Annotated in this window: 20 protein-coding genes and 2 pseudogenes; 14 read left to right on the top strand and 8 right to left on the bottom strand. The window is 72.5% G+C overall.

Going from position 1 to position 21819, the window contains the following annotated elements:
• The first annotated feature begins 130 nt into the window (after nt 1-130).
• The 6 genes from ACWC5O_RS31500 (at nt 131) to ACWC5O_RS31475 (ending at nt 7339) form a co-directional block, all read left to right on the top strand.
• The gene (locus tag ACWC5O_RS31500) at nt 131-1009 is read left to right on the top strand and encodes a GntR family transcriptional regulator (RefSeq protein ID WP_450590374.1); all 879 of its coding nucleotides are present in this window, start codon (nt 131-133) and stop codon (nt 1007-1009) included.
• Nucleotides 1009-1746 (top strand): HAD family hydrolase, encoded by a 738-nt coding sequence (locus ACWC5O_RS31495; protein WP_450590375.1) that lies wholly within the window; start codon nt 1009-1011, stop codon nt 1744-1746. The genes ACWC5O_RS31500 and ACWC5O_RS31495 overlap by 1 nt, the downstream gene beginning before the upstream one ends.
• A 257-nt stretch (nt 1747-2003) precedes the next feature.
• Complete coding sequence (locus ACWC5O_RS31490) at nt 2004-2159, top strand: hypothetical protein (protein ID WP_450590376.1); 156 nt, start codon at nt 2004-2006, stop codon at nt 2157-2159.
• 247 nt (nt 2160-2406) lie between these two features.
• Nucleotides 2407-4623 carry a phosphotransferase family protein gene (locus ACWC5O_RS31485; protein WP_450590377.1) on the top strand — a complete coding sequence of 739 codons (2217 nt, stop codon included), beginning with the start codon at nt 2407-2409 and terminating at the stop codon, nt 4621-4623.
• A gap of 9 nt (nt 4624-4632) precedes the next feature.
• Entirely contained in the window at nt 4633-5268 is a 636-nt protein-coding gene (locus ACWC5O_RS31480) for a TetR/AcrR family transcriptional regulator (RefSeq protein ID WP_450590378.1), read from the top strand.
• 31 nt (nt 5269-5299) lie between these two features.
• Nucleotides 5300-7339, top strand: coding sequence for a HelD family protein (locus ACWC5O_RS31475; protein WP_450590379.1), 2040 nt, complete (start codon nt 5300-5302; stop codon nt 7337-7339).
• Here the strand turns inward: ACWC5O_RS31475 and ACWC5O_RS31470 are convergent.
• Nucleotides 7336-8178 carry a nitroreductase family deazaflavin-dependent oxidoreductase gene (locus ACWC5O_RS31470; RefSeq protein WP_450590380.1) on the bottom strand — a complete coding sequence of 281 codons (843 nt, stop codon included), beginning with the start codon at nt 8176-8178 and terminating at the stop codon, nt 7336-7338. The genes ACWC5O_RS31475 and ACWC5O_RS31470 overlap by 4 nt on opposite strands.
• Nucleotides 8179-8337: 159 nt before the next feature.
• Between ACWC5O_RS31470 and ACWC5O_RS31465 the strand changes: the two genes are divergently transcribed.
• Together ACWC5O_RS31465 and ACWC5O_RS31460 are read left to right on the top strand one after the other, a co-directional pair.
• Nucleotides 8338-8961 (top strand): RraA family protein, encoded by a 624-nt coding sequence (locus tag ACWC5O_RS31465; RefSeq protein ID WP_450590381.1) that lies wholly within the window; start codon nt 8338-8340, stop codon nt 8959-8961.
• Nucleotides 8962-8973: 12 nt separating this feature from the next.
• Nucleotides 8974-9459 (top strand): HAD domain-containing protein, encoded by a 486-nt coding sequence (locus ACWC5O_RS31460; protein WP_450590382.1) that lies wholly within the window; start codon nt 8974-8976, stop codon nt 9457-9459.
• Nucleotides 9460-9466: 7 nt separating this feature from the next.
• Here the strand turns inward: ACWC5O_RS31460 and ACWC5O_RS31455 are convergent, their stop codons facing one another.
• A complete protein-coding gene (locus ACWC5O_RS31455; protein ID WP_450590383.1) occupies nt 9467-10219 on the bottom strand; it encodes a helix-turn-helix domain-containing protein in 753 nt (250 codons plus the stop codon).
• Between the two features lie 232 nt (nt 10220-10451).
• Between ACWC5O_RS31455 and ACWC5O_RS31450 the strand changes: the two genes are divergently transcribed.
• Both ACWC5O_RS31450 and ACWC5O_RS31445 read left to right on the top strand, forming a co-directional pair.
• Complete coding sequence (locus tag ACWC5O_RS31450) at nt 10452-11123, top strand: hypothetical protein (protein ID WP_450590384.1); 672 nt, start codon at nt 10452-10454, stop codon at nt 11121-11123.
• 196 nt (nt 11124-11319) lie between these two features.
• Nucleotides 11320-12732 (top strand): MFS transporter, encoded by a 1413-nt coding sequence (locus ACWC5O_RS31445; protein WP_450590385.1) that lies wholly within the window; start codon nt 11320-11322, stop codon nt 12730-12732.
• Here ACWC5O_RS31445 and ACWC5O_RS31440 read toward each other — a convergent pair.
• The 3 genes and pseudogenes from ACWC5O_RS31440 to ACWC5O_RS31430 form a co-directional block, all read right to left on the bottom strand.
• Nucleotides 12656-13552: an RNA polymerase sigma-70 factor gene (locus ACWC5O_RS31440; RefSeq protein ID WP_450590386.1), complete on the bottom strand. Its 897-nt coding sequence runs from the start codon at nt 13550-13552 to the stop codon at nt 12656-12658. The two genes, ACWC5O_RS31445 and ACWC5O_RS31440, sit on opposite strands and share 77 nt — an antisense overlap.
• 113 nt (nt 13553-13665) lie before the next feature.
• A complete protein-coding gene (locus ACWC5O_RS31435) occupies nt 13666-14865 on the bottom strand; it encodes an NAD(P)/FAD-dependent oxidoreductase (protein ID WP_450590387.1) in 1200 nt (399 codons plus the stop codon).
• 370 nt (nt 14866-15235) lie between these two features.
• Nucleotides 15236-15550, bottom strand: a pseudogene (locus tag ACWC5O_RS31430) (TetR/AcrR family transcriptional regulator C-terminal domain-containing protein); the annotation flags it as partial.
• On the opposite strand from ACWC5O_RS31430, the pseudogene ACWC5O_RS31425 reads away from it, so the two are divergent.
• From ACWC5O_RS31425 to ACWC5O_RS31410, 4 genes and pseudogenes are all read left to right on the top strand, one after another.
• Nucleotides 15534-16025 (top strand): annotated as a pseudogene (locus tag ACWC5O_RS31425) (FAD-dependent oxidoreductase); the annotation flags it as partial. The pseudogenes ACWC5O_RS31430 and ACWC5O_RS31425 overlap by 17 nt on opposite strands.
• A 282-nt stretch (nt 16026-16307) precedes the next feature.
• On the top strand, nt 16308-16799 hold the full coding sequence (locus tag ACWC5O_RS31420; RefSeq protein ID WP_450590388.1) for a helix-turn-helix domain-containing protein: 492 nt from the start codon (nt 16308-16310) through the stop codon (nt 16797-16799).
• An 80-nt stretch (nt 16800-16879) separates the two neighbouring features.
• Nucleotides 16880-17476 carry a hypothetical protein gene (locus ACWC5O_RS31415; RefSeq protein WP_450590389.1) on the top strand — a complete coding sequence of 199 codons (597 nt, stop codon included), beginning with the start codon at nt 16880-16882 and terminating at the stop codon, nt 17474-17476.
• A gap of 106 nt (nt 17477-17582) precedes the next feature.
• Nucleotides 17583-17930: a DUF2516 family protein gene (locus ACWC5O_RS31410; protein WP_450590390.1), complete on the top strand. Its 348-nt coding sequence runs from the start codon at nt 17583-17585 to the stop codon at nt 17928-17930.
• Between the two features lie 16 nt (nt 17931-17946).
• Here ACWC5O_RS31410 and ACWC5O_RS31405 read toward each other — a convergent pair whose 3' ends face one another.
• From ACWC5O_RS31405 to ACWC5O_RS31395, 3 genes are all read right to left on the bottom strand, one after another.
• Nucleotides 17947-19251: a PP2C family protein-serine/threonine phosphatase gene (locus tag ACWC5O_RS31405; protein WP_450590391.1), complete on the bottom strand. Its 1305-nt coding sequence runs from the start codon at nt 19249-19251 to the stop codon at nt 17947-17949.
• 308 nt (nt 19252-19559) lie between these two features.
• The gene (locus ACWC5O_RS31400; protein WP_450590392.1) at nt 19560-20645 is read right to left on the bottom strand and encodes an NlpC/P60 family protein; all 1086 of its coding nucleotides are present in this window, start codon (nt 20643-20645) and stop codon (nt 19560-19562) included.
• A 200-nt stretch (nt 20646-20845) separates the two neighbouring features.
• Entirely contained in the window at nt 20846-21634 is a 789-nt protein-coding gene (locus ACWC5O_RS31395; RefSeq protein ID WP_450590393.1) for a class I SAM-dependent methyltransferase, read from the bottom strand.
• Nucleotides 21635-21819: the final 185 nt, after the last annotated feature.

Here is a 21819-nt window from a genome sequence, read left to right as displayed (position 1 = left end):
GGTGGTTCCCCCTTCCGGTCTGCCAACTCGACCAAGTTGGCAACCAACTCTGATTAGGTTGTCCCCACTTGGTCGTCACTCGCAAACAACTTCGCAACAACTCCCCATAGATGGATCAGGGTTGTAGCGTTTGGTTGTGACCCAGGAGAACGTGGCAGTGAACGGCAGCAGAAGGCTCACGCCCCGCGAGATCGCCGACATCCTGCGGGAACGCATCCGTACCGGCGGCCTGAAGGCGGGCGATCGGCTGCCCACCCAGGCCGAGCTGGCCGAGGAGTTCGGGGTGGAGCGCGGTGCCGTACGCCAGGCCCTTCGGGTACTCGCGGACGACGGCCTGCTCAGCAACGTCAGCAAGGGCAGCCCCCCGCGCATCGCCGGGCCGGCCCCCACCCACGACGAACCCCAGCCGACGATGGTGGGCCTCGCCCCCCGGCTGACCGAGGCGTTCTGCGCGCCGCACGTGCGCATCGACGCGGCCTGCCTGACCGCGCAGTCCCTGATCCCCGCCCTGGGCGAGCCGCTCCGCCTGATCCACGAGGGCCGCCTGCGCCCCGACCGGATCGACGTCCGCATCCTGCTGCCGTCCCGGGACATCAACCTCGCCTTCCCGGTCTCGGTCGACGCCCGCCCCGACGACGACACCGTGCACCAGCGCTGGCTGGCGATGCGCAACGCCCAGGGACAGGTCCTGCAGTACAACCTCCAGGCCCTGCGCTCCACCCACGACATCGACGTACACGTCACCTTCCGGGCCCTGCCGTTCACCCCGCCGGCCAAGCTGTACCTGCTCAACGGGTCCGAGGCGTTGTACGCGTACTACATGATCACGCGCCGCGAGGAGCCGACGGACAGCGGAACGCTGGAGATGTACGACACCGTCGGCTCCGAGTCCCTCCTCTTCTCCTTCGAGAAGCGGGCCGGTCAGCGGGACGCGGCGTTCGTCGAGCAATCCCAGAAGTGGTTCGACGCCCTCTGGGAAACCATCACGACGGACCTGACACTCTCCTAGTGACTTCTGATGCGACTTCTGATGCGAACGAGATCGAGAAGCTACGGGAACTGATCACAGCTGCGCGGGTCGTCCTGTGGGACTTCGACGGGCCGATCTGCCGCCTGTTCGCCAGGCACAAGGCGGCGCGCGTGGCCGCCGAGCTGGTGGAGTGGCTCGAGCTGCAGGGCCTGCGCGGGCTGCTCACCGACACCGAGCGGGACACGCTGGACCCGCAGGTCGTGCTGCGCGCCGTGGACCGCCGGCATCCGGGCAGCGACCTCGTCGCCGAAGTGGAGGAACGGCTCACCCAGGAGGAGCTGCGGGCCGCCGCCTCCGCCCTGCCGACCGCCTACGCCGACCCCCTGATCCGCACCTGGACGGCCGTCGGCTCGCGCCTGGCCATCACCACCAACAACTCCCCCCGGGTGGTCCGGGCCTACCTCGACAAGCGCGGTCTGCACGCCTGCTTCGCCCCCCATGTCTACGGCCGCACCCAGGACCTGCACCTCCTCAAGCCGGACCCGCACTGCCTCAACCGCGCCCTGAACGGGACGGGCGCCCCGCCCGCCAAGGCCCTGATGATCGGAGACGCCCCCTCCGACCTGCTCGCGGCCCGTGAGGCAGGCGTTCCGTTCCTCGGCTACGCGCGTAACGAGGCGAAGGAGAAGGTTCTGCGCGCGGCGGGCGCGGGGCAGGTCGTACGGTCGCTGGAGCCGCTGCTGGGTCTACTTCGGAGCGGGCGCCGGGTCGGATAGCATGCCGCCCCATCCGAGCCGCCGTATCGACCATGCCCAGGGAGGGGGGCTTTGCGGGGTGCCGGCACCATCGGGCGGGCGGCGCCCGACTCCGGCTGCGCGCACAGCGGGTAGCCGCCCGGTGAGCCCCAACAGGTGTTGATGGACCATCAGCACCGCGGTCCGCATTCCGCCCGGGCGTCTGCAGCCCGGGACCGGACTGTGGCCGAAACCCTCACCGGCACTGCTCCGCGCTCCGGCCAAGGAAAGTCGGGGCAGTGCCTCCGGTTCCGTTCCCGCCGGTGTGGGCGGTCGAGCCCCCCAGGGACCGCCGGGACCAGGCCCGATATCAGCAGCAGCTGGGCGAGGCCATCGGCAACCTCCGGGCCACAGCGGAAACCGCGTTCACCGAGGTGCGCCGGCGTAACCGCTGACCTGCGAGGAGCGCCGCCGGCCGGGGCCTCTCGGCGGATGACAAGGGTGGGGGCGCGCACCGCTCGGCACGGTCCGGGCCCTTGCCTTGCGTTACGATGCCGCATCGTCTGAGCCACCGCTCGGATCCGTGCGTACTCGTGCGCGAGGAACGGCAACGAGCCGGTCCTCGGCCCTGGCACAGACGAGTGGCGGACCACCCGCCCGGCTGAACCCTTCCTTTTCGCGCGATCGACCCCGGAGCGGCCAGTGGGCGCACCGCCTGTTCCCCGTGCCGCGGCCGGAGGACACGCCGACAGAGTTCGGACGGACGCCGCCGTCCGGGCCTTCGTGGCCCGTGCGGTGGCGGCGGGAGAGGCGGGCGCCGGCTTCCACCACCGCAACCATGTTCTGCCCCTGACAGAGCCGCTCGCCGGGCTGCTGGGCCGGGCGCCGGGCACCCTGGTGACCGTACGGCTGCCGCGTGCGGACGTGGTGCCGGTGGTGATCCGAACCTGGGAGAGCGAGCCGGAGGTCCTGCGGGCACTTCGGCACGTGCTGCGCCAGGTGCCGGAGTGCCTGGCCGCCGGAGACGGTTACGCCGTCCACAGCCATGTGGACGGAACTGTGCTGGCCGACGTCTGCGGCCCCGGCAAACCGGTCGACGGGCCACTCCTGAAGGACCTGGCGGAGCTGCTCGCCGCCATCGTCCAGGTGCGCGGCGGCGCGCTGCCGCCGCTGCCGGCCCACTGGCCGCGCAACCACACCGACTCGCAGGGCTTCCTGCGCACCCTGGCCCACCTCGCCGACCGCCAGATCTGCCGCCCCAACTGGCGCCGCTACGGCGGCCTGTTCACGGCCCTCGGGGTGCCCGAGGACGCGCTGTTGCGGTTCGCCGACCGGGTGCCGGCGCTGACCCGGCGGCCGTACGGGCTGCTCCACGGCGACCTGCACCGCGGCAACCTCGTCGTGCCCACCGCCGGTGAGCCGCCGTTGCACTGCGTGAACTGGGAACTGGCAAGCTACGGCGACCCGTTGCACGACCTCGCCGTCCACCTGGTGCGGATGCGCTACCCGGACCACCAGTGGAACGAGGTCGTCGACGGATGGGCCGACGCCGTGCGCCGGGTGCGGCCCGCCGCCGTGGCCGGCCTCGGCCGGGACCTGCGCCACTACCTCGCCTTCGAACACGCCCAGTCCCTCTACGCCGACGTCATCCGGGCCGCCCGGTCCCTGGAACACCCCTTCGACCGGGCGAGCCTGGAGAGGGCGACGGAGATCGTGCGCGACGCCCTGCAGGCGGCCACCGAGCCGCTGCGACTGGGCCGGGTGCCGGGTGAGCGCGAGATCGAGCGCATCCTGTTCCGGCGGGGGGCGTCCCGGCCCGGCCGACGCCCGCGCAGTATCGGCTGGGCGCCGGATCGGCGGGTGCCCGAGCGCTGGGATTTCCCGCACTCGGCCGTCGCCGACGCGCTGTTCCTGGAGGGTGCCGCCCCGGCCGAGCGGGTGTTCAAGGGGGCCGCGCACCTCAGCACGGTGATCCGGGTTCCGGGCACCGACTTCCCGGTCGTCGTCCGCCGCGAGGTGACCGTCCTGCTCCGGCGCGAGCGCAGCTTCCTCAGCGAGCACGCCGTGCTCGGGGCCATCGAGCGGTCCGGGGTGCCGGTGGCCGCCCCCCGCGTCCTGGCGCTCGGCGAGAGCCACGCGACCGACCCTGGCCACCGCTATCGCGGGGACCGCTTCGCTGTCCACACCTACGAGGGCGCCCGCGACCTCGGCCGCAGACCCGAGCACCCGGTACACGGACTGCGACCGCACGAGGCGGACTGCCTGGTCGACCAGCTGGCCGCACTGACCGAGGTCGACTACGCCCAGATCGACCCGGTGGCCGGCCGGCCCGGCTTCTACGGCTGGCTGAGCGACCAACTCGTCGGGCTGGTCGAGGGCCTGCCGAAGGAGTCCCAGCAGCTGGCCCGCTTCCTCGGCCTGCCCGACGCACCCCGGCTGCGCGAGATCCTCGCCCGGCACCACGTCACGGACCGTGACCCGGCCCTGCTGCACGGCGACCTCAACCCCTGGAACCTGGTGCGCCGGGACGACGGCCCGGCCCTCACCCTCATCGACTGGGAGATGGCCGTGGTCGGGGACCCGCTGTACGAGCTGGTCCGGCACATGCACCTCACTCCTACCCGGCCGGAGATCCGCGACCGCTTGTTCCGCCGCTGGGAGGCCCGGCTGGCCGAGCGGTTCACCCGGAACTGGCAGGACGACTGGCGGGTCTACCGCTGGATCGAGATCGTCCGCTCGGCCTACGTCGACCTGGACCGTCTGGTCACCGGCGTGAGCCTGGACGCCCCCAACGTCCGCCGCGCGGTGGAGTCGTACGCCATGACCCTGGCCGCGGCCACCGCTTCCCTGGGCCTGTCCTCCCGCCGGCACGGTGCCCCGCACCTCGCCTGGCCGACTCTCCCGGACGGTGCTGCGTAGGCTCGTCCCATGGAAGAGATGGGCCTGCGTGAGCGCAAGAAGCGGCGGATGTACCAGGACGTGTCGGACACCGCCGTGGCGCTGTTCCTGGAGCGCGGCTTCGACGCCGTGTCGGTCGCGGAGGTGGCGGCCGCGGCCGGGATCTCCAAACCGACCCTCTTCCGGTACTTCCCGGCCAAGGAGGACCTGGTCCTGCACCGGATCGCGGACCACGAGACGGAGGCCGCGCGGGTGGTCGCCGGGGCGGCCGACCCGCTGGACGCGCTGCGCCGCAACTTCCTGGACGGGCTGGAGCGCTCCGATCCGGTGACGGGGCTGAACGACCATCCCGCGGTGCTCGCCTTCCACCGGCTGCTGTACGGGACTCCCGCCCTGGTGGCGCGGGTGTACGGCTATCAGGAGCGGTCGGAGGCGGCGCTCGCCGAGGCGCTCGGGGGCGGTCTCGACGCCCGGCTCGCCGCCGGGCAGATCATCGCCGTCCAGCGGATCCTCGCGCTGGAGAACTGGCGGCGGATCGCGGCCGGGGAGGGTGTGGAGCAGGTACGGCCGGACGCGGTACGGGCCGCCGGGCGGGCCTTCGAGCGGCTGGCGGCGGGGCTGCCCGGACTGACCGCCCAGCCGGACGAGACTCGGTCACATATTTAACCCGGTTACATTTTCTGGGTACGGTGGAGTCATGACGTCACTCCACCCGGCGCCCGAGGACATCGAGGCCACCCTCCACCGCGAACGCGCCTACCACGACACGTGTCGCGCCGCCCTCGCCGCCATGGTCGACGGCGCCGCCGAACAGGTCGTCATCGGCGAGGACGTCTCCGCCTCCGGCGCCGACGCCGAGGTCCTCGGTTACCAGCTGCGCAGCCAGGCCGAGGCGCTGCGCGAACTGCCCCGGGGCCCGCTCTTCTTCGGCCGGCTGTGCTTCGCCGCGACCGACCCCGAGCACGGCGGGCAGAGCTACCACGTGGGCCGGCTGCGGATCACCGAGCACCCGGCCGCCCCGCCCCTCGTCGTCGACTGGCGGGCCCCCGTCTCCCGCGCCTTCTACCAGGCCGGCGCGCGCGAGCCGCAGGGTGTCGAGGTCCGGCGCCGGTTCGGCTGGGCGCCGGGCAGCCAGGGCGACTCCGGCGACCTCACCGGGCTCGAGGACGAGTACCTCGGACGGGGCGAGACCCGGGTCAGCGACATCGTGGCGGGGGAGATCGAGCGGCCCCGCGTCGGCCCGATGCGGGACATCGTCGCCACGATCCAGCCCGAGCAGGACGACCTGGTGCGCGGCGACCTCACCGCCTCCGTGTGCGTCCAGGGCGCCCCGGGCACCGGCAAGACCGCCGTCGGCCTGCACCGCGCCGCCTACCTGCTCTACACCCACGCCAAGCGCGTCCAGCGCTCCGGCCTGCTGATCCTCGGCCCCAACCGCACCTTCCTCTCCTACATCGCCGAGGTGCTGCCCTCCCTCGGCGAGACCGGGGTCCGGCAGGCCACCCTCCAGGACGAGATCGCCCGCCACCCGGCCACCGGCACCGACCCCACCCCCACGGCCGCGCTCAAGCACGACCCCCGCATGGCCGAGGTGCTGCGCCGGGCGCTGTACGCGCGGGTGTCGGCCGAGGGGGTGACCGACCTCGCCGTACGGGACGGCTCCTACTGGCTGCGGGTCACCGCCGGGCAGCTGGCCGGCGTCGTCCACGAGGTGCGCGCGCAGGAGCCGCCGTACGCGATCGGGCGCGAGCGGGTCCGCGCCCGGATGGTACGTCTGCTGCTGGAGCAGGTGGAGCGGCGCTCGGGGCCCCCGCCGAACGCCTGGCTGCGCCAGGCCGAGCGGATGCGGCCGCTCACCGCCCGGCTCGACGTGGTGTGGCCGAAGGTCCGGCCCGAGGAGGTCCTCGCCGGACTGCTGAGCGACGGCGAGGCGCTGGCGGCGGCCGCCGACGGGCTGCTGGACCCCGACGAGCAGGCGGCACTGCTGTGGCCGCGCCCGCCGCGCTCGTACAAGTCCGCCCGCTGGTCGGCCGCCGACCTCGTCCTCCTGGACGAGCTGGCCGGGCTGATCGAGCACCCCGAGGTGTACGGCCACATCGTCGTGGACGAGGCGCAGGACCTCTCGCCGATGGAGTGCCGGGCGATCGCCCGCCGGGCCGTGTTCGGCTCGCTGACCGTCCTCGGCGACCTGGCCCAGGGCACCACCCCGTGGGCGGCCCGCGACTGGGACGTCCAGCTGTGCCACCTCGGCAAGCCGGACACCGCCGTGATGCCGCTGACCACCGGGTTCCGGGTGCCCGCCGCCGTCGTCGAGCTGGCCAACCGGCTGCTGGACCGGCTGGACGTGGCCGTGCCGGCCGCCCGATCGCTGCGCGCGGACGGCGAGCTGACCCTCCGGCCGACCGACGACGTGCCCGGCACGACCGTGACGGCCGTACGCGAGGCCCTTGCCCACGCGGGATCGGTCGGGGTCGTCGCGGCGGACGCGGACGTGGCCGGCCTGTGCGCCGCGCTCACCGAGGCCGGCATCGACCCGGCCGGACCCGACGAACTCGGCGCCCGGGTGACCGTGGTGCCCGCGAGCCTGGTCAAGGGCCTGGAGTACGACCACGTCGTCGCCGTCGAACCGGCCGCCGTCGCCGAGGCGGAGGAGCGCGGCGCACACCGGCTGTACGTCGTGCTCACGCGGGCGGTGTCCCGGCTCGACGTCGTACACGCGCGGCCGCTGCCGTTCTAGCCGCCCAGTACGGGCACCAACTGCTCCTCCTCGTACGCCAGATGCGCCTCCAGCGCGGCCGTCAGCCGGTCCACCTCGGCACGGGCCGCGGCCGGTTCGGAACGCTCGCCGGAGACCGCCCCGCGCAACTGCTCCACGAGGTCCGCGATACGCCCGTGCTCCCGCTCCAGCCGCTCCAGCGCAGGGGCGAGGTGCGGATGGCGGCCGGCGAGGAACGGGAACAGGGCGGTGTCCTCGCCGGTGTGGTGGTTGTGCAGGCCCGCGCACAGGGTGAGGCAGTTGACGCGGAGCTGGGCGCCGAGGGTGGCGCTGTCGCCCGCGGCCATCTCCTTCCGGATCAGGTCGAGTTCGCGTCGGAACATGTCGTGGACGAGCCGGATCGCCTCGCCGGGGGAGTCCGCGGCGATGTTCGGCGGCCCGCCCTGCGCGATGTTGTGCAGCGCGACGACGGGGATCACCCGGCCGCCCGCCTTCTCCTGGTACGCCTGCCAGCCCGGGTCGGCCTCCACCGCCCGCGCGAAGGCCCGGTCGCGCTCCTCGCCGGTGAGCACCTCGGCACGTGCCTGGTAGGTGAACACCCCGCTCTCGACGGTCGCTTCGGGGTGGGCGAGCAGGTTGCGGTACCAGTCGGGGTGCCGGGGCGAGCCCCCGGCCGAGGCGATGACGAGAATCCGCTCGCCGCCGTCGGGGAGGTAGCCGACCGGGGTGGTGTGCGGGGTGCCGGTGAGGGCGCCGGTGGTGGTGAGCAGGACGAGCCGGGCGCCTTCGAAGTAGCCGCTCATGCGGCCGTGGTGGGCGCGGAACTCATCGATGATGTTCTGGTTGAAAGGGTTGGGCACTCGAGTTTTCCTTCTCTGCGGCTGATGAACTGGTCTCAATGCGCAGAGAAAGCGGCGGGCTCCTGGCCCGCGCGGACCTCACTCAGAGGCCGGGCACCCAACTCGCTCACGGCACAAGGCCGACCCGGCAGTCATGGCAGGGACGCTACCGTCCCTCTCATGACTGATGCCACCGAGTTCCAGGACGTCCCCACCACGACCCTCGCCGACCTGCTCGGCCGCGACCAGGTCATGGACATCGGCATACGGTCGCTGTGGGCCCCGGTGCCGCGGATCGCCGGACCGGCGTTCACCGTGAGCTGCCCGCCCGGTGACAACCTGATGCTGCACGCCGCGATCCACCGTGCGGAGCCGGGCGCGGTGATCGTGGTGGAGTCCGGGGACCTGGACTGGGCGCTGGCCGGCGGCAACGTCTGCGCGGTGGCACAGCGGCGCGGGGTCGCGGCCTTCGTCGCCGACGGTCTGATCCGCGACCTCGCCGAGGTGCGCGAGCTGGGCTTCCCGGTCTTCGCCCGGGGCGTGATCCCGGTTCCGGGCGCCAAGAAGGCCGTACGGCCGCTGAACGAGCCCGTGCGCTGCGGGGGCGTACGGATCGAGGCCGGGGACGTGGTCGTGGCCGACGAGGAGGGCGTGGTCGCCGTACCGGCCGCCCGCCGGGCGGAGATCCTTCAGGGCGCGCGGGCCAAGCTGGCCAAGGAGGCGGCGCAGAGCCTGGACGACTGGGAGAAGGCGCACCGCGCCCGGATCGACGCCCTCCTCGCCGAGCGGGGCTTCGAGGGTTGATCCTGGTCGGTGATGCTGCTCTTCCTCGACGTCGACGGCCCGCTCATCCCGTTCGGGGCGGCCGACCGCGCCTACCCGGTGTACGACAGCGGCCGGGCTGCGTCTTTGGGCGCAGCCGGGCATCCGCTGCTGAACCGCGTCGACCCCGCGCTCGGCAGCCGGCTCGCGGCGCTGGGCTGCGAGCTGGTGTGGGCCACGACCTGGACGGACGACGCCAACACCTGCCTGGCCCCCTGGCTGGGCCTGCCCCCGCTGCCGGTCGTGGAGTGGCCCGACGAGGACGAGCCACCGGGCCTGCTGCACTGGAAGACCCGCCCCCTGGTCGCCTGGGCGGCCGGCCGCCCCTTCGTCTGGATCGACGACGAACTCACCGAGGCCGACCGCTCCTGGGTCGCCGTCCACCACTCCGGTCCGGCCCTCCTCCACCGCGTCGACCACCGCTACGGCCTGACGGAGGCCGACTTCGAGGCGGTACGGGAGTGGCTCGGCAGCAGCTGAATGCCGATCAGCGATCCGAACCCGGCTCGGCAGTGCCGCCCGAGGCCGTTTCGGGTTTCGTGAGGAGCACCTCGCGGGCCTGCTCGGCGGCACGGACCATGGTTTCGCCGATGAAGTCGACGAAGCGGGCGATGTTCTCGAGGCGGGTGGCGGCCGGGGTGTCGGGGCCGAGGACGGCGACGCCCTGCCGTGCGGTCTCGGCGAGTTGGGCGTTGGAGCGGGCGGCGGCGAGCGTCCCCTGGTACCAGAGTTCGTTGTCGACGACGTAGCGGTCGCGGCGGCGTTCGTCGCGTACCCGGCGGAGGAGGTCCTGGCCTTCGAGGAACGTGACCGCTTTGGAGACGGAGGCCGGGCTGACCTGGAGGTGCTGGGCGAGTTCGGTCGCGGTGAGGCTGCCTGTGTCGCTGATGTAGAGGCAGGTCAGGACCCGGGACATCATCTTGGGCAGGCCTTGTTGCATGAGGAGGGTGGTGAACGCCTCCTCGTACTCGCGTACCGCCTCGGGGTCGCGTCCGTGGGTCTGCGGGGGCGTCGCCCGGTCCCGGGGCGTGGGCTGCCTGCGTCGGTGGGCGCGGCGTTCGGTGGCGCGGTGGGCGAGGTCGGCGCGGTAGGCGGTGGGGCCGCCGTTGCGCATGACCTCGCGCGTGATGGTCGAGGTGGGGCGGTCGAGGCGTCGGGCGATCTCCGCGTAGGCGAGGCCGTCGGCCAGTCCCAGCGCGATCTGCTGGCGTTCCGACTGGGTGAGTCTGCCTCCCGGCATCGCGGTCTCCTTCGGGCTCTCTCCTGGTTCCTGGTGTCTCGAGCATAGCGTTCACTCCCAATTCATTGCAACGAACCAGGTGAAGGCTGTTGCGTTAGATTCAAAGCCGTTGCAACGATTTCTCTGCATCTACCTGCAGCAATGGCAATCACGCGCAACGAATGTGTTGCCGAATCTATGAATGCAACGTAGCTTTTCCGTCATCGGAAACAACAAGTTGAAGGAGAGCACGATGCAGAAGTTCGACACCGCCGCCCCGGTCCTGGCCGTTCTCGACATCCCCGCGGGACGCATCCAGCTCATCGCCGCCGACCGGGCCGACACCACGGTCGAGGTCCTGCCCGCGAACGCCTCGAAGAGCCGCGACGTGAAGGCGGCGGAGGAGATCGAGGTCGCCTACGGCGACGGCGTCCTGCGGATCGGGGCCCCGGAGGCGAAGAGCCGGCTCCTCGGACAGTCCGGGTCCGTCGAGGTGACCGTCCAGCTGCCCGCCGGCTCCCGCGTCGAGGCGAAGGCGGCCGCCGCCGAGTTCCGCGGTGTCGGACGGCTCGGCGACGTCGCCTTCACGGGTGGCTACCGCTCGGTCAAGCTCGACGAGGCCGCGAGCGCCCGCCTCACCGCGCACGAAGGCGACATCTCGGTCGGCCGCCTGGGCGGTCCCGCGGAGATCAGCGTCCAGCGGGGCGGCATCCAGATCGCCGAGGCCGTGGGCGGCACGGTGACGCTGCGCGTCGAGCAGGGCGACATCTCGGTCGGCGCCGCCCGCGGAGTCTCCGCCTCCCTGGACGCCGGCACCGGCTACGGCCGGATCCACAACGCGCTCCGGAACACCGACGGCGCCGCCGCCGGCCTGAACATCCACGCGACCACCGCCTACGGCGACATCACCGCCCGCAGCCTGTAGATCCGCAGCCACTGAGAGGGAGAAGACGGGTGTCTCGCTCTCCAAGTCCGCTGCTAGCGTGGGCCCGTGCCGGAGACAGACAGGGTGCGCCGTCGCTGAGAGCGGCGGCGCACAACCCCAGTTCTCGCCGTCGCTCCTGACCCTTGGCCAGGAGCGCCTTCGTGGCGCTCGGATCTCCCTGCTCCGGAGCGCACCCATGTTCCCCTTGTCTGTTCGTCAGCGTCGGCGTGTCCTCGTCGCCGACCTCGTCTCCACGGCCGTGTTCCCCCTCGCCATCACCGGAGCGACAGCCGCTGTCCCCGATGTGACGGCCCAACTGCCGGGCGGGGCCGCCCTGGGGCCGTGGCTCGTCCTCGCCTACAACGGGCTCTTCGCCGCGGCCCTGCTGCTGGCGGGAGCGACAGCGGATCGCAGCGCCCGCACCCGCTTCTTCGCCGTCGGCAACCTCCTCGTCGCGGCCACCGGGCTCCTCTCCGCCCTCGCTCCCGACCTGCCGTCCCTGGTGGCACTGCGCGCGGTCGGCGGCGTCGGGGCGGCGATGTGTGCCGCCGGCGGATCGTCGATGGTCCTGGCCGTGTACCCGCCCGAGGAGCGGCGTCGGGTGTACGGCTACGCGGGCGCCGCGCTGGGCAGCAGTCTGGCGCTGGGGCCGGTCGTCGCCCAGGCCCTCATGGCCGTCGGAGGCTGGCGGCTCGTCTTCGTCGTGCCGGGGGCTGTCGCCGCCGTCGCGGCCCTGGCCACGCTCGGGCTTCCGGGCCTGCGCGACCCCGAGCCGGCCGGGAGCTTCGACCGTGCCGGAGCCGTCCTGTTCGGGGCGACCGTCGCCGCCGCGGTGACCGCGCTCGGGCTGGGCTTCGGGGCCGGCGTCCCGTGGTGGGGCACGGCGGTGCTCGTCCTCGTCGCGGCGGCCTGTGCCACCGGACTCGTCCGTGTGGAACGGCGCGCTTGCGAGCCCGCGATACCCGTGGACCTGCTGCGGATCCCCGCCTATCGCGCGTACGCCGTGGCGACGGGCGCCTTCATGGGGATGCTCGTGGTGGGGCTGACCGTGCTCCCTCAGCTCGGCTCCGCCCAGCGCATGGGCCGGGGCGAGGCAGCGGTCATGCTCAGCCTGCTGACCGTGCCGTCGACGGTCCTTCCGCTGCTCGCCGCGCGGCTCGCGCGCCGACTGGCCCGGCCGCTGGTGACCACCGCCCTGTTCGCCTGCACGGTCACCGCGGTCGTCCTCCAGGTGACCGACCGTCCCGCGGCCCTTCTCGTCGCGGCCGCGGTGGTCGGTCTGTGCCTCGGGCTGACCGAGGGCGTCCCGGACGGGCAGGCACTCAGGTACGTGCCCGCCCGGCGCGGAGGGGCGGGAGCCGCGCTGTTCAGCACGACGCGGATGAGCCTGGAGACACTCACCCTGGCGGCCGCGGGCGGGGTGATGGCGGCGCTCGGCCCGGCGTCCGGAATTGCGGTCGCCGGAGCCGTGTGCCTCACCGCCGCCCTCGTCGTCCGGCGGGCCGTCCCCTCGCGGGCCGACGGTGCCTCGGTCAGCGCAGGGTCAGCGGGGTCTCGGACTCGACGCGGGTCAGCTTCTCCGGGTTGCGCACGTAGTAGAGGCCGGTGATACGGGCGTCCTCGACGCGGATCGCCATGACACCGTCGATCTCGCCGTCCAGGCGGAGGACGAGTGCCGGGCTGCCGTTGACCACGGTGAGCTCACTGGTGATCGTGGCCGCGGCCCTGCCGGCGCCGCCGACGATGAAGCGGGCCACCTTGTCCGCGCCGACGATCGGCCGGACCGCGGCCTGCCTGATGCCGCCGCCGTCGCTCATCAGGACGACCTCGGGGGCGAGCACGTCGAGGAAGCCCTGCAGGTCCCCGGTGTCGAGGGCGTGCCGGAACGACTCCAGAGCCGCCCGGGTCCGGCTCGCGGAGACCACCTCGCGCGGGCGGCGGGCGTCGACGTGCCGACGGGCGCGGTGCGCGATCTGGCGGACGGCCGCAGGGCTCTTGTCGACGGCGGCGGCGATCTCGTCGTAGCCGACGTCGAAGACCTCGCGCAGCACGAACACGGCGCGTTCCGTCGGCGACAGTGTCTCGAGGACGAGCATCAGCGCCATCGACACGCTCTCGGCGAGTTCGACGTCCTGGGCCACGTCCGGCGCGGTGAGCAGCGGTTCCGGCAGCCAGGGGCCGACGTACGCCTCCTTGCGGCGGGTCATGGTGCGCAGCCGGTTGAGCGACTGCCGGGTCGTGATCCGGACCAGGTAGGCGCGCTGGTCGCGCACCTGCTCCAGGTCGACCTCGGCCCAGCGCAGCCAGGTCTCCTGGAGGACGTCCTCCGCGTCGGCCGCCGATCCGAGCATCTCGTAGGCGACGGTGAAGAGCAGGTTGCGGTGGGCGGTGAAAGCCTCGGTCGCCGGGTCCGTGGCGCGGTCGCTCATGTCTCGATCCCCCTGCTTCGCGGCCGGCTCCGGTTCGCCGGCGGCTTCCCAGCGTGCACGACGGCACGGTCGTTGCGTCGGCAGCCGACCCGGACCGGCCGCGACATGCCTGGCTAGGCCGTCTGTTCGGCGATGGCCGGCGCCTCGCCGCGCCCCGCCCGCAGCAGCTGCCGGCGCTCGGCGTCCTTGGTCCACCACTTGCGCGCACCGGGCTTGCGCGCCTCGTACGCCAGCTGCCAGACGGTGCTCCAGCACACGAGCTGCTTGAGCCTCGCGCCCGCGCGGCCGCTGACATGGAGCCGTGTCGCGGTGTCGTTCCGGTGGGAGAACTGGAAGATGCCGGCGCGACGGCCCAGGCTGACGCACTGGCCGGCGAAGCCCACCTCGACGGGCTTCGGCTGCGCACCGGCGATCCGGCTGAGCACGGTCTCGGCGGCCTGCGGGCCCAGCTGGACCGCGGACTGGCAGCCCATCCGGAACGGCAGGTCCGACGGCGCCGCCGAGTCCCCGGCCGCGATGACGCGGACGTCGTCCACGCTCGTCAGGGTCTCGTCGGTGCGCAGCCGGCCCATCGCGTCGGTGCTCAGCCCGCTGCGCGCGGCCAGGTCCGGCACGCCGAATCCGGCGGTCCAGATGGTCACCTCGCTCGGCACCTCGCGGCCGTCGGCGAGCCGTACGGCGTCGCGTGTCACGGCCGTCACCTTGGTGTCGGGGCCTTCGAGCACGGTCACTCCGAGTGCGGCCAGCTCCTTGGCGACCACGCGCCGGCCCCGGGGGTGCAGGTAGGGGCCGAGCACCCCGCCGCAGACCAGGGTCACCCGGCGGCCCCGCTCCGCCAGTTCGGCGGCGGTCTCGATGCCGCTCGGGCCGGCTCCGACCACGGTCACCGGGGCCGTCTCGGACGCGGCGTCGAGGACCGGCCGCAGCCGCTGCACCTCCTCCAGGCTCGCGATCGGGTAGGCGAACCCGGCCGCTCCGGGCACGCGCGGATCGGCGCTGCCACTGCCCACGGCGTAGACCAGGTAGTCGTAGCCGACCGTGCCGCCGGTCGCCAGCGTCACGTGGCGCTCGACCGCCTCGATCCGTGTCACGGTGTCGACCACCAGCCGGACGCCCTCGGCCAGGACCCTGCTGTAGTCGACGACCGCGTCGTGGGACCCGCCCACCCGCTGGTGCAGGCGGATCCGCTCGACGAAGGACGGGCGCGGGTTGACCAGGGTCACGGTCACGTCGTCGCGCTGCGTCAGGCGGTTGGCCGCCATGACTCCGGCGTAACCGCCGCCGATGACGAGCACTGCGGTGTTCTCGGTCATGAGGTCCTCCTTCGTTCCGGGAGTGCGACCTCAAGACACCGCGCGCCGGATCGCTGTGACAGGCTGTGGGTCAGATCACTTCGAAGGGGGAAGGCGGGACGGCTTGGGGAGCCGCCGGCCCAGTGGATCTGAAGGTGGTGAGCCTGCTTGTGCCCGAGCTTGGTGCGTCCCACTTCGTTCTGCCTGACGGCATGGCCGCGGCCTGGTGTTTTTCAGTTCTGGTGGGACTCATCCCGTAGGGCGTCGTAGTCGTCCGGCGCTGTCACCAACATCAGTCGCTGGGCCGTGTTACGAAGTGGTGGCGGCGCAAGCCCCGCACGGCCCGTGGACACCGCCCCCGACCTCGCTCACATTCGGCAGGAACTGAGCGTCACGCCGACGGCCGGGCGAGTCTGGCGGCCACGGCGTCGAGGACCCAGTCCAGGCCGGTCGCGAAGGATGCCTCGGCGTCCACGTCCGTGCCGTCGTACACGGCCTTGGCCAGCGCCGGGAAGCGGCCCGTGGCCAACATCCTCGTCACATGCGGGCCGGAGGCACGCTGCCAGTCGCGCTTGGACAGGCCCGTGGCGCGCTCGGCTCGCAGGTTCGCGATCTCACGCCTGATCGCGCCAATGAAGTAGGCGCTGACAGTCTCCACGGCGCGCATGACGGTGTCGATGTCGGCGAGCCCGTCGAGGCGGGCCAATCCCGAGATCGACCGAGGGCAACTCCGTGACCTGCTGCTCGGCCCTCTCGACGTCCAGTGGGGCCGGGGCGTGACGCAGGTGGTGCCGGGGACCCGGGATGGCGTACTGGTCCATTTCGCGGACGGGCGACAGGAGACGTTCGACCTCGTGGTCGGCGCGGACGGCGCCTGGTCCCGGGTCCGCCCGGCGGTCTCGTCGGTGGCGCCGCACTACACCGGCGTCACCTCGATCGAGACCTCCCTCGACGACGTCGACACCCGCCACCCTGACCTCGCCCGGCTGATCGGCGACGGTTCCCTGGCTGTGTATGGCGTGAACCGAAGCCTCGTCGCCCAGCGCAACAGCGGCGGCCACGTGAAGGTGTACACACGGGCCGGCAGGTGGGCGAAGATCACGACGGTCGGTCTGGAACGCCTTGTGAGCCCGGACCCCGCCGAAGCCCTCGCCCTCTTCGACCAAGTCCAGCCATCCTGACTGCCAAGCGCGAGAGCACCAGCACCAAACGGACGCCTGCACCGAACGCAGCCCTCAGCCCGCTACCGCCACCGGTCCGATCCTCCTCGCGGGACGGTGAGGCAACTCGCTGCGCAGGTCGTCCGGGACCCGTTCACTTCACGCTGCAGACCGGCGGGAGCCGCAGATGGACAGGGAACGGACATCGTCCTTGCGGCGACCGGGTGAAGTCCGGGCGTGGCGCGGCACACTATTGCAAGCAGGTGCTTGCAATAGTTAGCGAGACTGGTGCAAGGTGGGGGCATGGCATCGCTCAACGTCGGCAATCTCGGTGAGTATCTGCGCGAGCAGCGGCGTAACGCCCAGCTCTCGCTGCGGCAGCTCGCCGACGCCGCCGGGGTGTCCAATCCGTACCTGAGCCAGATCGAGCGCGGGTTGCGCAAGCCCAGCGCGGAGGTGCTCCAGCAGGTCGCCAAGGCGCTGCGCATCTCCGCCGAGACGCTGTACGTCCGCGCCGGCATCCTCGACGCCGAACGGGATCGGGACGACGTGGAGACCCGCGCGGTCATCCTCGCCGATCCCTCGCTCAACGAGCGGCAGAAGCAGGTGCTGCTCCAGATCTACGAGTCCTTCCGCAAGGAGAACGGATTCGGGGTCGGCGAAACGGCGGAGGACCTCGGTGAGGGGGCAGCGGAGGAACCGCCCAGCGACACCGATGACCCGAGCGACACCGCCGTACGCGGCACCCGCACGGCCGGCGGCAGTGATGCCGGTCCGCGGCGGACGGCCGGATAGAGCCGGACCAGGGCGTCCGGCCGCCACACCGCGGACCACACCAACCCTCAGCCGAACGCGAATCCGGGAGGACCATCACCATGGCCATCACCGACGACCTGCGCAAGACCCTCAGCGACCCGACCCCGCTCTACTTCGCCGCCGGCACCGCCGACCTCGCCCTCCAGCAGGCCAAGAAGGTGCCCGGCCTGGTCGAGCAGCTGCGCGCCGAGGCCCCGACCCGGATCGAGGCCGTGCGCAACACCGATCCGAAGGCCGTGCAGGAGAAGGCCGCCGCTCGGGCCAAGGAGGCGCAGGCGACCCTGCAGACCAAGGTCAACGAGTTCATCGGCACCCTCGACGTCGACCTCAAGAAGTTCGGCGAGAGCGCCCAGGACTTCGCCCTGCGCGGTGTCGGCGTCGCCGCCGAGTACGCCGTCAGGGCCCGCGAGACCTACGAGCGGGTCGCCGAGCACGGCGAGCAGGCCGTGAAGAACTGGCGTGGCGAGGCGGCCGACGAGATCGAGGAGCTGGCCATCGTCGTCGAGGGCAGGCCCGAGCCGGCCGCGGCCGAGGAGGAGCCGAAGCCGGCCGAGGCGAAGACCGAGCCCGCCCCGGCGAAGAAGCCCGCGGCCCGCAAGGCCCCGGCTCCCCGCAAGGCCGCCCCCGTGAAGAAGACGACCCCGCCGGCGAAGTGAGCGTGACCGACGAGGCGTGGACGGGCCGGGCACCATGGGGGTGTCCGGCCCGTTCTATGGGTACGGTGGCGAGGTACGGATCGGGAGACGGCGGGCGGTGGACGGCATGCTGATGTTGGGCTTCGCGGGGTTCATGGGGATCTTGAAGATCATCCTGATGGCCCTCGCCGCGTTCGGGCTCTTCGACGCCGCGTTCCGGCGCGAGGACGCCTTCCGCGCGGCCGACAAGCAGAACAAGGTCTTCTGGCTGATCATCCTGGGTATCGCCCTCGTCGTGAGCGCGATGTTCTCGATCCTCGGCATCCTGCCGATCGCCGGCCTGGTGGCCAGCATCGTCTACATCGTCGACGTACGCCCCGCGCTCAAGCAGGCCTCCGGCGGCAGCGGCTGGAACCGCCGCCGCGGCGGAAGCAGCAGCGACGGTCCGTACGGGCCGTACAACGGCGGCCGCTGACCCTCCCGCAGGGGGCTTACGGGGTGCGGTCGAGCAGGACCACCGCGACGTCGTCCGTCAGCTCGCCCCCGTTGAGATCGCGCACCTCACTCACCGCCGCGCGCAGCAGACCCTCGCCCCGCAAGCCCTCGGAGAGCTGGCGGCGGATCATGTCCACCATCCCGTCCTGGCCCAGGCGTTCCCCGCCCGTGCCCACCCGGCCCTCGATCAGACCGTCGGTGTAGAGCATCAGGCTCCACTCGGCACCCAGCTCCACCTGCATCCGCGGCCATCGGGCGCCGGGGAGCAGGCCGAGGGCGGGGCCGTTCTTGTCGTACGGCAGCAGCTTCGCGGTGCGGCCGGGGCGGGCGAGCAGCGGGGCCGGGTGGCCGGCCAGGCACAGGCCCGCCGATCGGCCGTCCGGCGCGATGTCCACCGTGCACAGCGTCGCGAAGATCTCCTCGTGCGCGCGCTCGTGCTCCAGCACCTGCTGCAGCGTGCCCAGCAGCTCGTCCCCGCACAGCCCGGCCAGCGTCAGCGCCCGCCAGGCGATGCGCAGTTCCACGCCGAGCGCGGCCTCGTCCGGGCCGTGGCCGCAGACGTCGCCGATCATGGCGTGCACGGTGCCGTCGGGGGTGCGGACGGCGTCGTAGAAGTCGCCGCCGAGCAGGGCCCGGGAGCGGCCGGGGCGGTAGCGGGCGGCGAACCGCAGCGAGGAGCCCTCCAGCAGCGGCGTGGGCAGCAGTCCGCGCTCGAGCCGGCGGTTCTCCTGGGCGCGCAGCCGGCCCTCCGCCAGGCGGCGCTCGGCGGTGTCGGAACGTTTCCGCTCCACCGCGTAACGGATGGCGCGGCTGAGCAGGCGGCCGTCCAGTTCGTCCCGGAACAGGTAGTCCTGGGCGCCGACGCGCACGGCCTCGGCGCCGCGCTCGGCGTCGCCGGAGGCGGTCAGCGCGAGCACGGCGTGCCGGGGCGCCAGCTCCAGCACGTGCTTGAGCACGGCCAGCTCGTCGGCGTCCTCGTCGTCGGCCCGGCCGGGCGCCGGAAGCGCGAGGTCCAGCAGGATGCAGTGGACGTCGTCGGTGAGCAGCCGCTCGGCCTCGGTGAGGTTGCGGGCGGTGCGGACGCGGACCGGCTTGCCGGAGGCGTCCAGCAGTTCGGGCACGATCGGCGAGCCGGCCGGATCGTCCTCGATCAGCAGCAGCATGAGAGGGGCGCCGGTGGCGCCGCCGGCCGTGGCGCTGCGCTGCGCCTCTTCCCTGAGGGGGCCGCCATGGGCGGCGGCCTGCGCCTGACCACTCTCCACGGCCGGGATCGCTCTCTGCCGCGGTACGGGTACGGGCATCGTCTTGGTTTCCTTCCCTCCCCCCGAGGGCAGCGGGGCGAGGGACCTCGACCCACCGTCGGGTGACCATAGCGGTACTGCACGCCCCGATGGAATGGTGTGAGCCGCGTCGCTCGGGCGCAGTCCGTTGTCATATGCCGCGATCCGTATCGCAGTTGGACAGGCCGGCCGACGGGCGGGGATGACGAAGCTCACGTATCGCCCGGGTTTGGGCGGGTGTTGGGCGTGCGGTGGGTCACACGGGAGGGTCCGCGGCGGCGCGTGGGGGCCGTCACATGACCTGGCTCACGCGTCCGGTCGTACGGTGCTCACGCGTCCGGTCGTACGACTCCCAGGATCGGCATCGAACCCGCGCCCGCGACCGTCACCGTGCGTCCCGGCCGCGGGGCGTGGATGATCGCGCCGTCGCCGACGTACATCGCGACATGGCTGGCGTCGTCGAAGTAGATGATGAGGTCGCCGGGGCGCATGTCCTCGATGTCGACGTGCTTGAGCTGCTTCCACTGCTCCTGCGAGGTGCGCGGGATGGGGTGGCCGGCGTTCAGCCAGGCCTGGGAGGTCAGGCCCGAGCAGTCGTAGGACTTGGGGCCCTCGGCGCCCCACACGTACGGCTTGCCCAGCTGGGCGGTGGCGAACTCGACGGCCTTCCTGCCCTGTGCGGAGGCCTTGCTCTTGATCTCGTCGAGGACGCCGGTGTCCAGCCACTTGGTCTGGGCCTGGTAGGCGGCCTGTTGCTCCAGCTCGGCGAGCCGCTCCCGCTCCTTCTTCTCCAGCCGGGACTCGAGCTGTTCCGCCTCGGAGATCTGCTGCTTGATCTTCTTCTTGGCGGCCGCCTTGGCCTTGCGGTTGGCCTCCAGCTTCTGCCACTGGGCGGAGGCGTCGTCGGCGTAGCCCTGCAAGTCCTTCTGGGTGCGGGTCATTTCGGCGATCAGTTTGTTGGTCGCCCGCTGGCCGTTCAGCACCGTGCCGGCCCCGTCGATGAACTCCTGCGGGTCGTCGCTGAGCAGGAACTGGGCGGTGGGCGGCAGTCCGCCGGAGCGGTACTGGGCCCGGGCCGCCGCGCCGGCCTGGTTCTTGAGCCGCTCCAGTTTCTGCTGTCCCTCGACGATCTTCCTCGCCAGCTCGACGATGCGGGCGGACTGCTCCTTCGTCCGCTCCTCGGCCGCGTTGTAGGCGTCGGTGGCGACGGCGGCGTCGTGGTAGAGCTTGTCGAGCTTCTCGCGGACCCTCTGAAGGTCCTTGTTCGGCGGGGGAGTCGGGGACGCGGTCGGGGACGCGCTCGCACTCGGTGTGGGGGTCGGGGCGGCGAACGCCGTGCCGGGCACCGCCAGCACGGTCACCGCGCAGACCACCGTCACGGCGGCCGTGAGCAGACTGCGCTTGCCCGTACCCATATGCTCCCCCAAACTGATTTACCGTCAGTAACTTACGGTCGCCTGAGGGATCGTGCCACGGCGACGCGCAAAACGACAGAGGTCACGGGAAGTCGGATTTTCGCCCCGCCCACCCGGCGCACTTCCCCCTGTCCGCGCCGGATACGACGATCGGCGCGCCGATGTGACGAACGACGCGGGGAGATCGTTCCCGAGGGCGCTCAGTACCCCCGCGGCGCCAACGCGCTCCAGGTCAGCGTCACTTCCCCCTGGCGCCAGCGCGCCGGTGAGTCCGTTATGGGCCAATCGGTGTGCAGGTCCCGGACTGTACGGATCCAGCGCTGGCGGGCGCCGTAGGAGGCATAGGGGGCGGCGGCTGCCCAGGCGCGGTCGAAGTCGCGCAGGAAGGCGTGTACGGCCTCGCCGGGCACATTGCGGTGGATCAGGGCCTTCGGCAGCCGCTCGGCGAGGTCCGAGGGGCGCTCCAGGGAGCCGAGCCGGGTCGCGAAGGTCACCGTCCGCGGGCCCTCGGGGCCGAGCGCCACCCACACGTGCCGGCGCCCGATCTCGTCGCAGGTCCCCTCGACCAGCAGGCCGCCCCGCGAGCCCCCGCCCGCCGGTGCGAGCCGCGCGCACAGCCGCTCCCACACGGCGGCGACCTGGTCCTCGTCGTACTGGCGCAGCACGTTGGCGGCCCGCACGAGCACCGGCCGCCCGGGCACCGGGACCTCGAAGCCGCCGTGCCGGAAGACCAGCCCCTCCCGCTCGTACGGCTTCGCCGCCGCGACCCGCTCCGGCTCGATCTCGACGCCGACCACGCGGGCTCGTGGTGCGGCGGTCCGCAGCCGGCCGAGCAGCTCGACGGCGGTCCACGGCGCCGCCCCGTAGCCGAGGTCGACCGCCACCGGATCCGCGGCACGCCGCAGCTCGACGCCGTGCGTGGCCGCTATCCAGCGGTCCATGCGCCGCAGCCGGTTGGGGTTGGTCGTCCCGCGCGTCACCGTTCCCACGATGGGGGTCCCCCCGCTCGAGCGAAGCCGAGAGTGGGGGAGGGGCGTCGCGCGGGCTGTCATACGTACGAGGGTAGGCGGATCCCAGGGGGGCCAGGTGCCGCCGCCGGCAGGCGGGCCGCCGGTGGTGCGGCTCGAGCCGGACGGCGTCACCCTCCTGCCTGTCGAATGGTTGAGCGAATCTC

The organism is Streptomyces sp. NPDC001450 (genome assembly GCF_053597295.1).
Note: the sequence above shows the minus strand (reverse complement) of the source record. Positions and strands in the feature narration are given on the sequence as shown.

What these genes read in the sequence shown, in the direction of transcription:
- ACWC5O_RS31480 (WP_450590378.1), top strand. Translation starts at nt 4,633, where the DNA reads ATGGAAGAGATGGGCCTGCGTGAGCGCAAGAAGCGGCGGATGTACCAG.
- ACWC5O_RS31475 (WP_450590379.1), top strand. Translation starts at nt 5,300, where the DNA reads ATGACGTCACTCCACCCGGCGCCCGAGGACATCGAGGCCACCCTCCAC.
- ACWC5O_RS31465 (WP_450590381.1), top strand. Translation starts at nt 8,338, where the DNA reads ATGACTGATGCCACCGAGTTCCAGGACGTCCCCACCACGACCCTCGCC.
- ACWC5O_RS31460 (WP_450590382.1), top strand. Translation starts at nt 8,974, where the DNA reads ATGCTGCTCTTCCTCGACGTCGACGGCCCGCTCATCCCGTTCGGGGCG.
- ACWC5O_RS31455 (WP_450590383.1), bottom strand. Translation starts at nt 10,219, where the DNA reads ATGCCGGGAGGCAGACTCACCCAGTCGGAACGCCAGCAGATCGCGCTG.
- ACWC5O_RS31450 (WP_450590384.1), top strand. Translation starts at nt 10,452, where the DNA reads ATGCAGAAGTTCGACACCGCCGCCCCGGTCCTGGCCGTTCTCGACATC.
- ACWC5O_RS31445 (WP_450590385.1), top strand. Translation starts at nt 11,320, where the DNA reads ATGTTCCCCTTGTCTGTTCGTCAGCGTCGGCGTGTCCTCGTCGCCGAC.
- ACWC5O_RS31440 (WP_450590386.1), bottom strand. Translation starts at nt 13,552, where the DNA reads ATGAGCGACCGCGCCACGGACCCGGCGACCGAGGCTTTCACCGCCCAC.
- ACWC5O_RS31435 (WP_450590387.1), bottom strand. Translation starts at nt 14,865, where the DNA reads ATGACCGAGAACACCGCAGTGCTCGTCATCGGCGGCGGTTACGCCGGA.
- ACWC5O_RS31420 (WP_450590388.1), top strand. Translation starts at nt 16,308, where the DNA reads ATGGCATCGCTCAACGTCGGCAATCTCGGTGAGTATCTGCGCGAGCAG.
- ACWC5O_RS31415 (WP_450590389.1), top strand. Translation starts at nt 16,880, where the DNA reads ATGGCCATCACCGACGACCTGCGCAAGACCCTCAGCGACCCGACCCCG.
- ACWC5O_RS31410 (WP_450590390.1), top strand. Translation starts at nt 17,583, where the DNA reads ATGCTGATGTTGGGCTTCGCGGGGTTCATGGGGATCTTGAAGATCATC.
- ACWC5O_RS31405 (WP_450590391.1), bottom strand. Translation starts at nt 19,251, where the DNA reads ATGCCCGTACCCGTACCGCGGCAGAGAGCGATCCCGGCCGTGGAGAGT.
- ACWC5O_RS31400 (WP_450590392.1), bottom strand. Translation starts at nt 20,645, where the DNA reads ATGGGTACGGGCAAGCGCAGTCTGCTCACGGCCGCCGTGACGGTGGTC.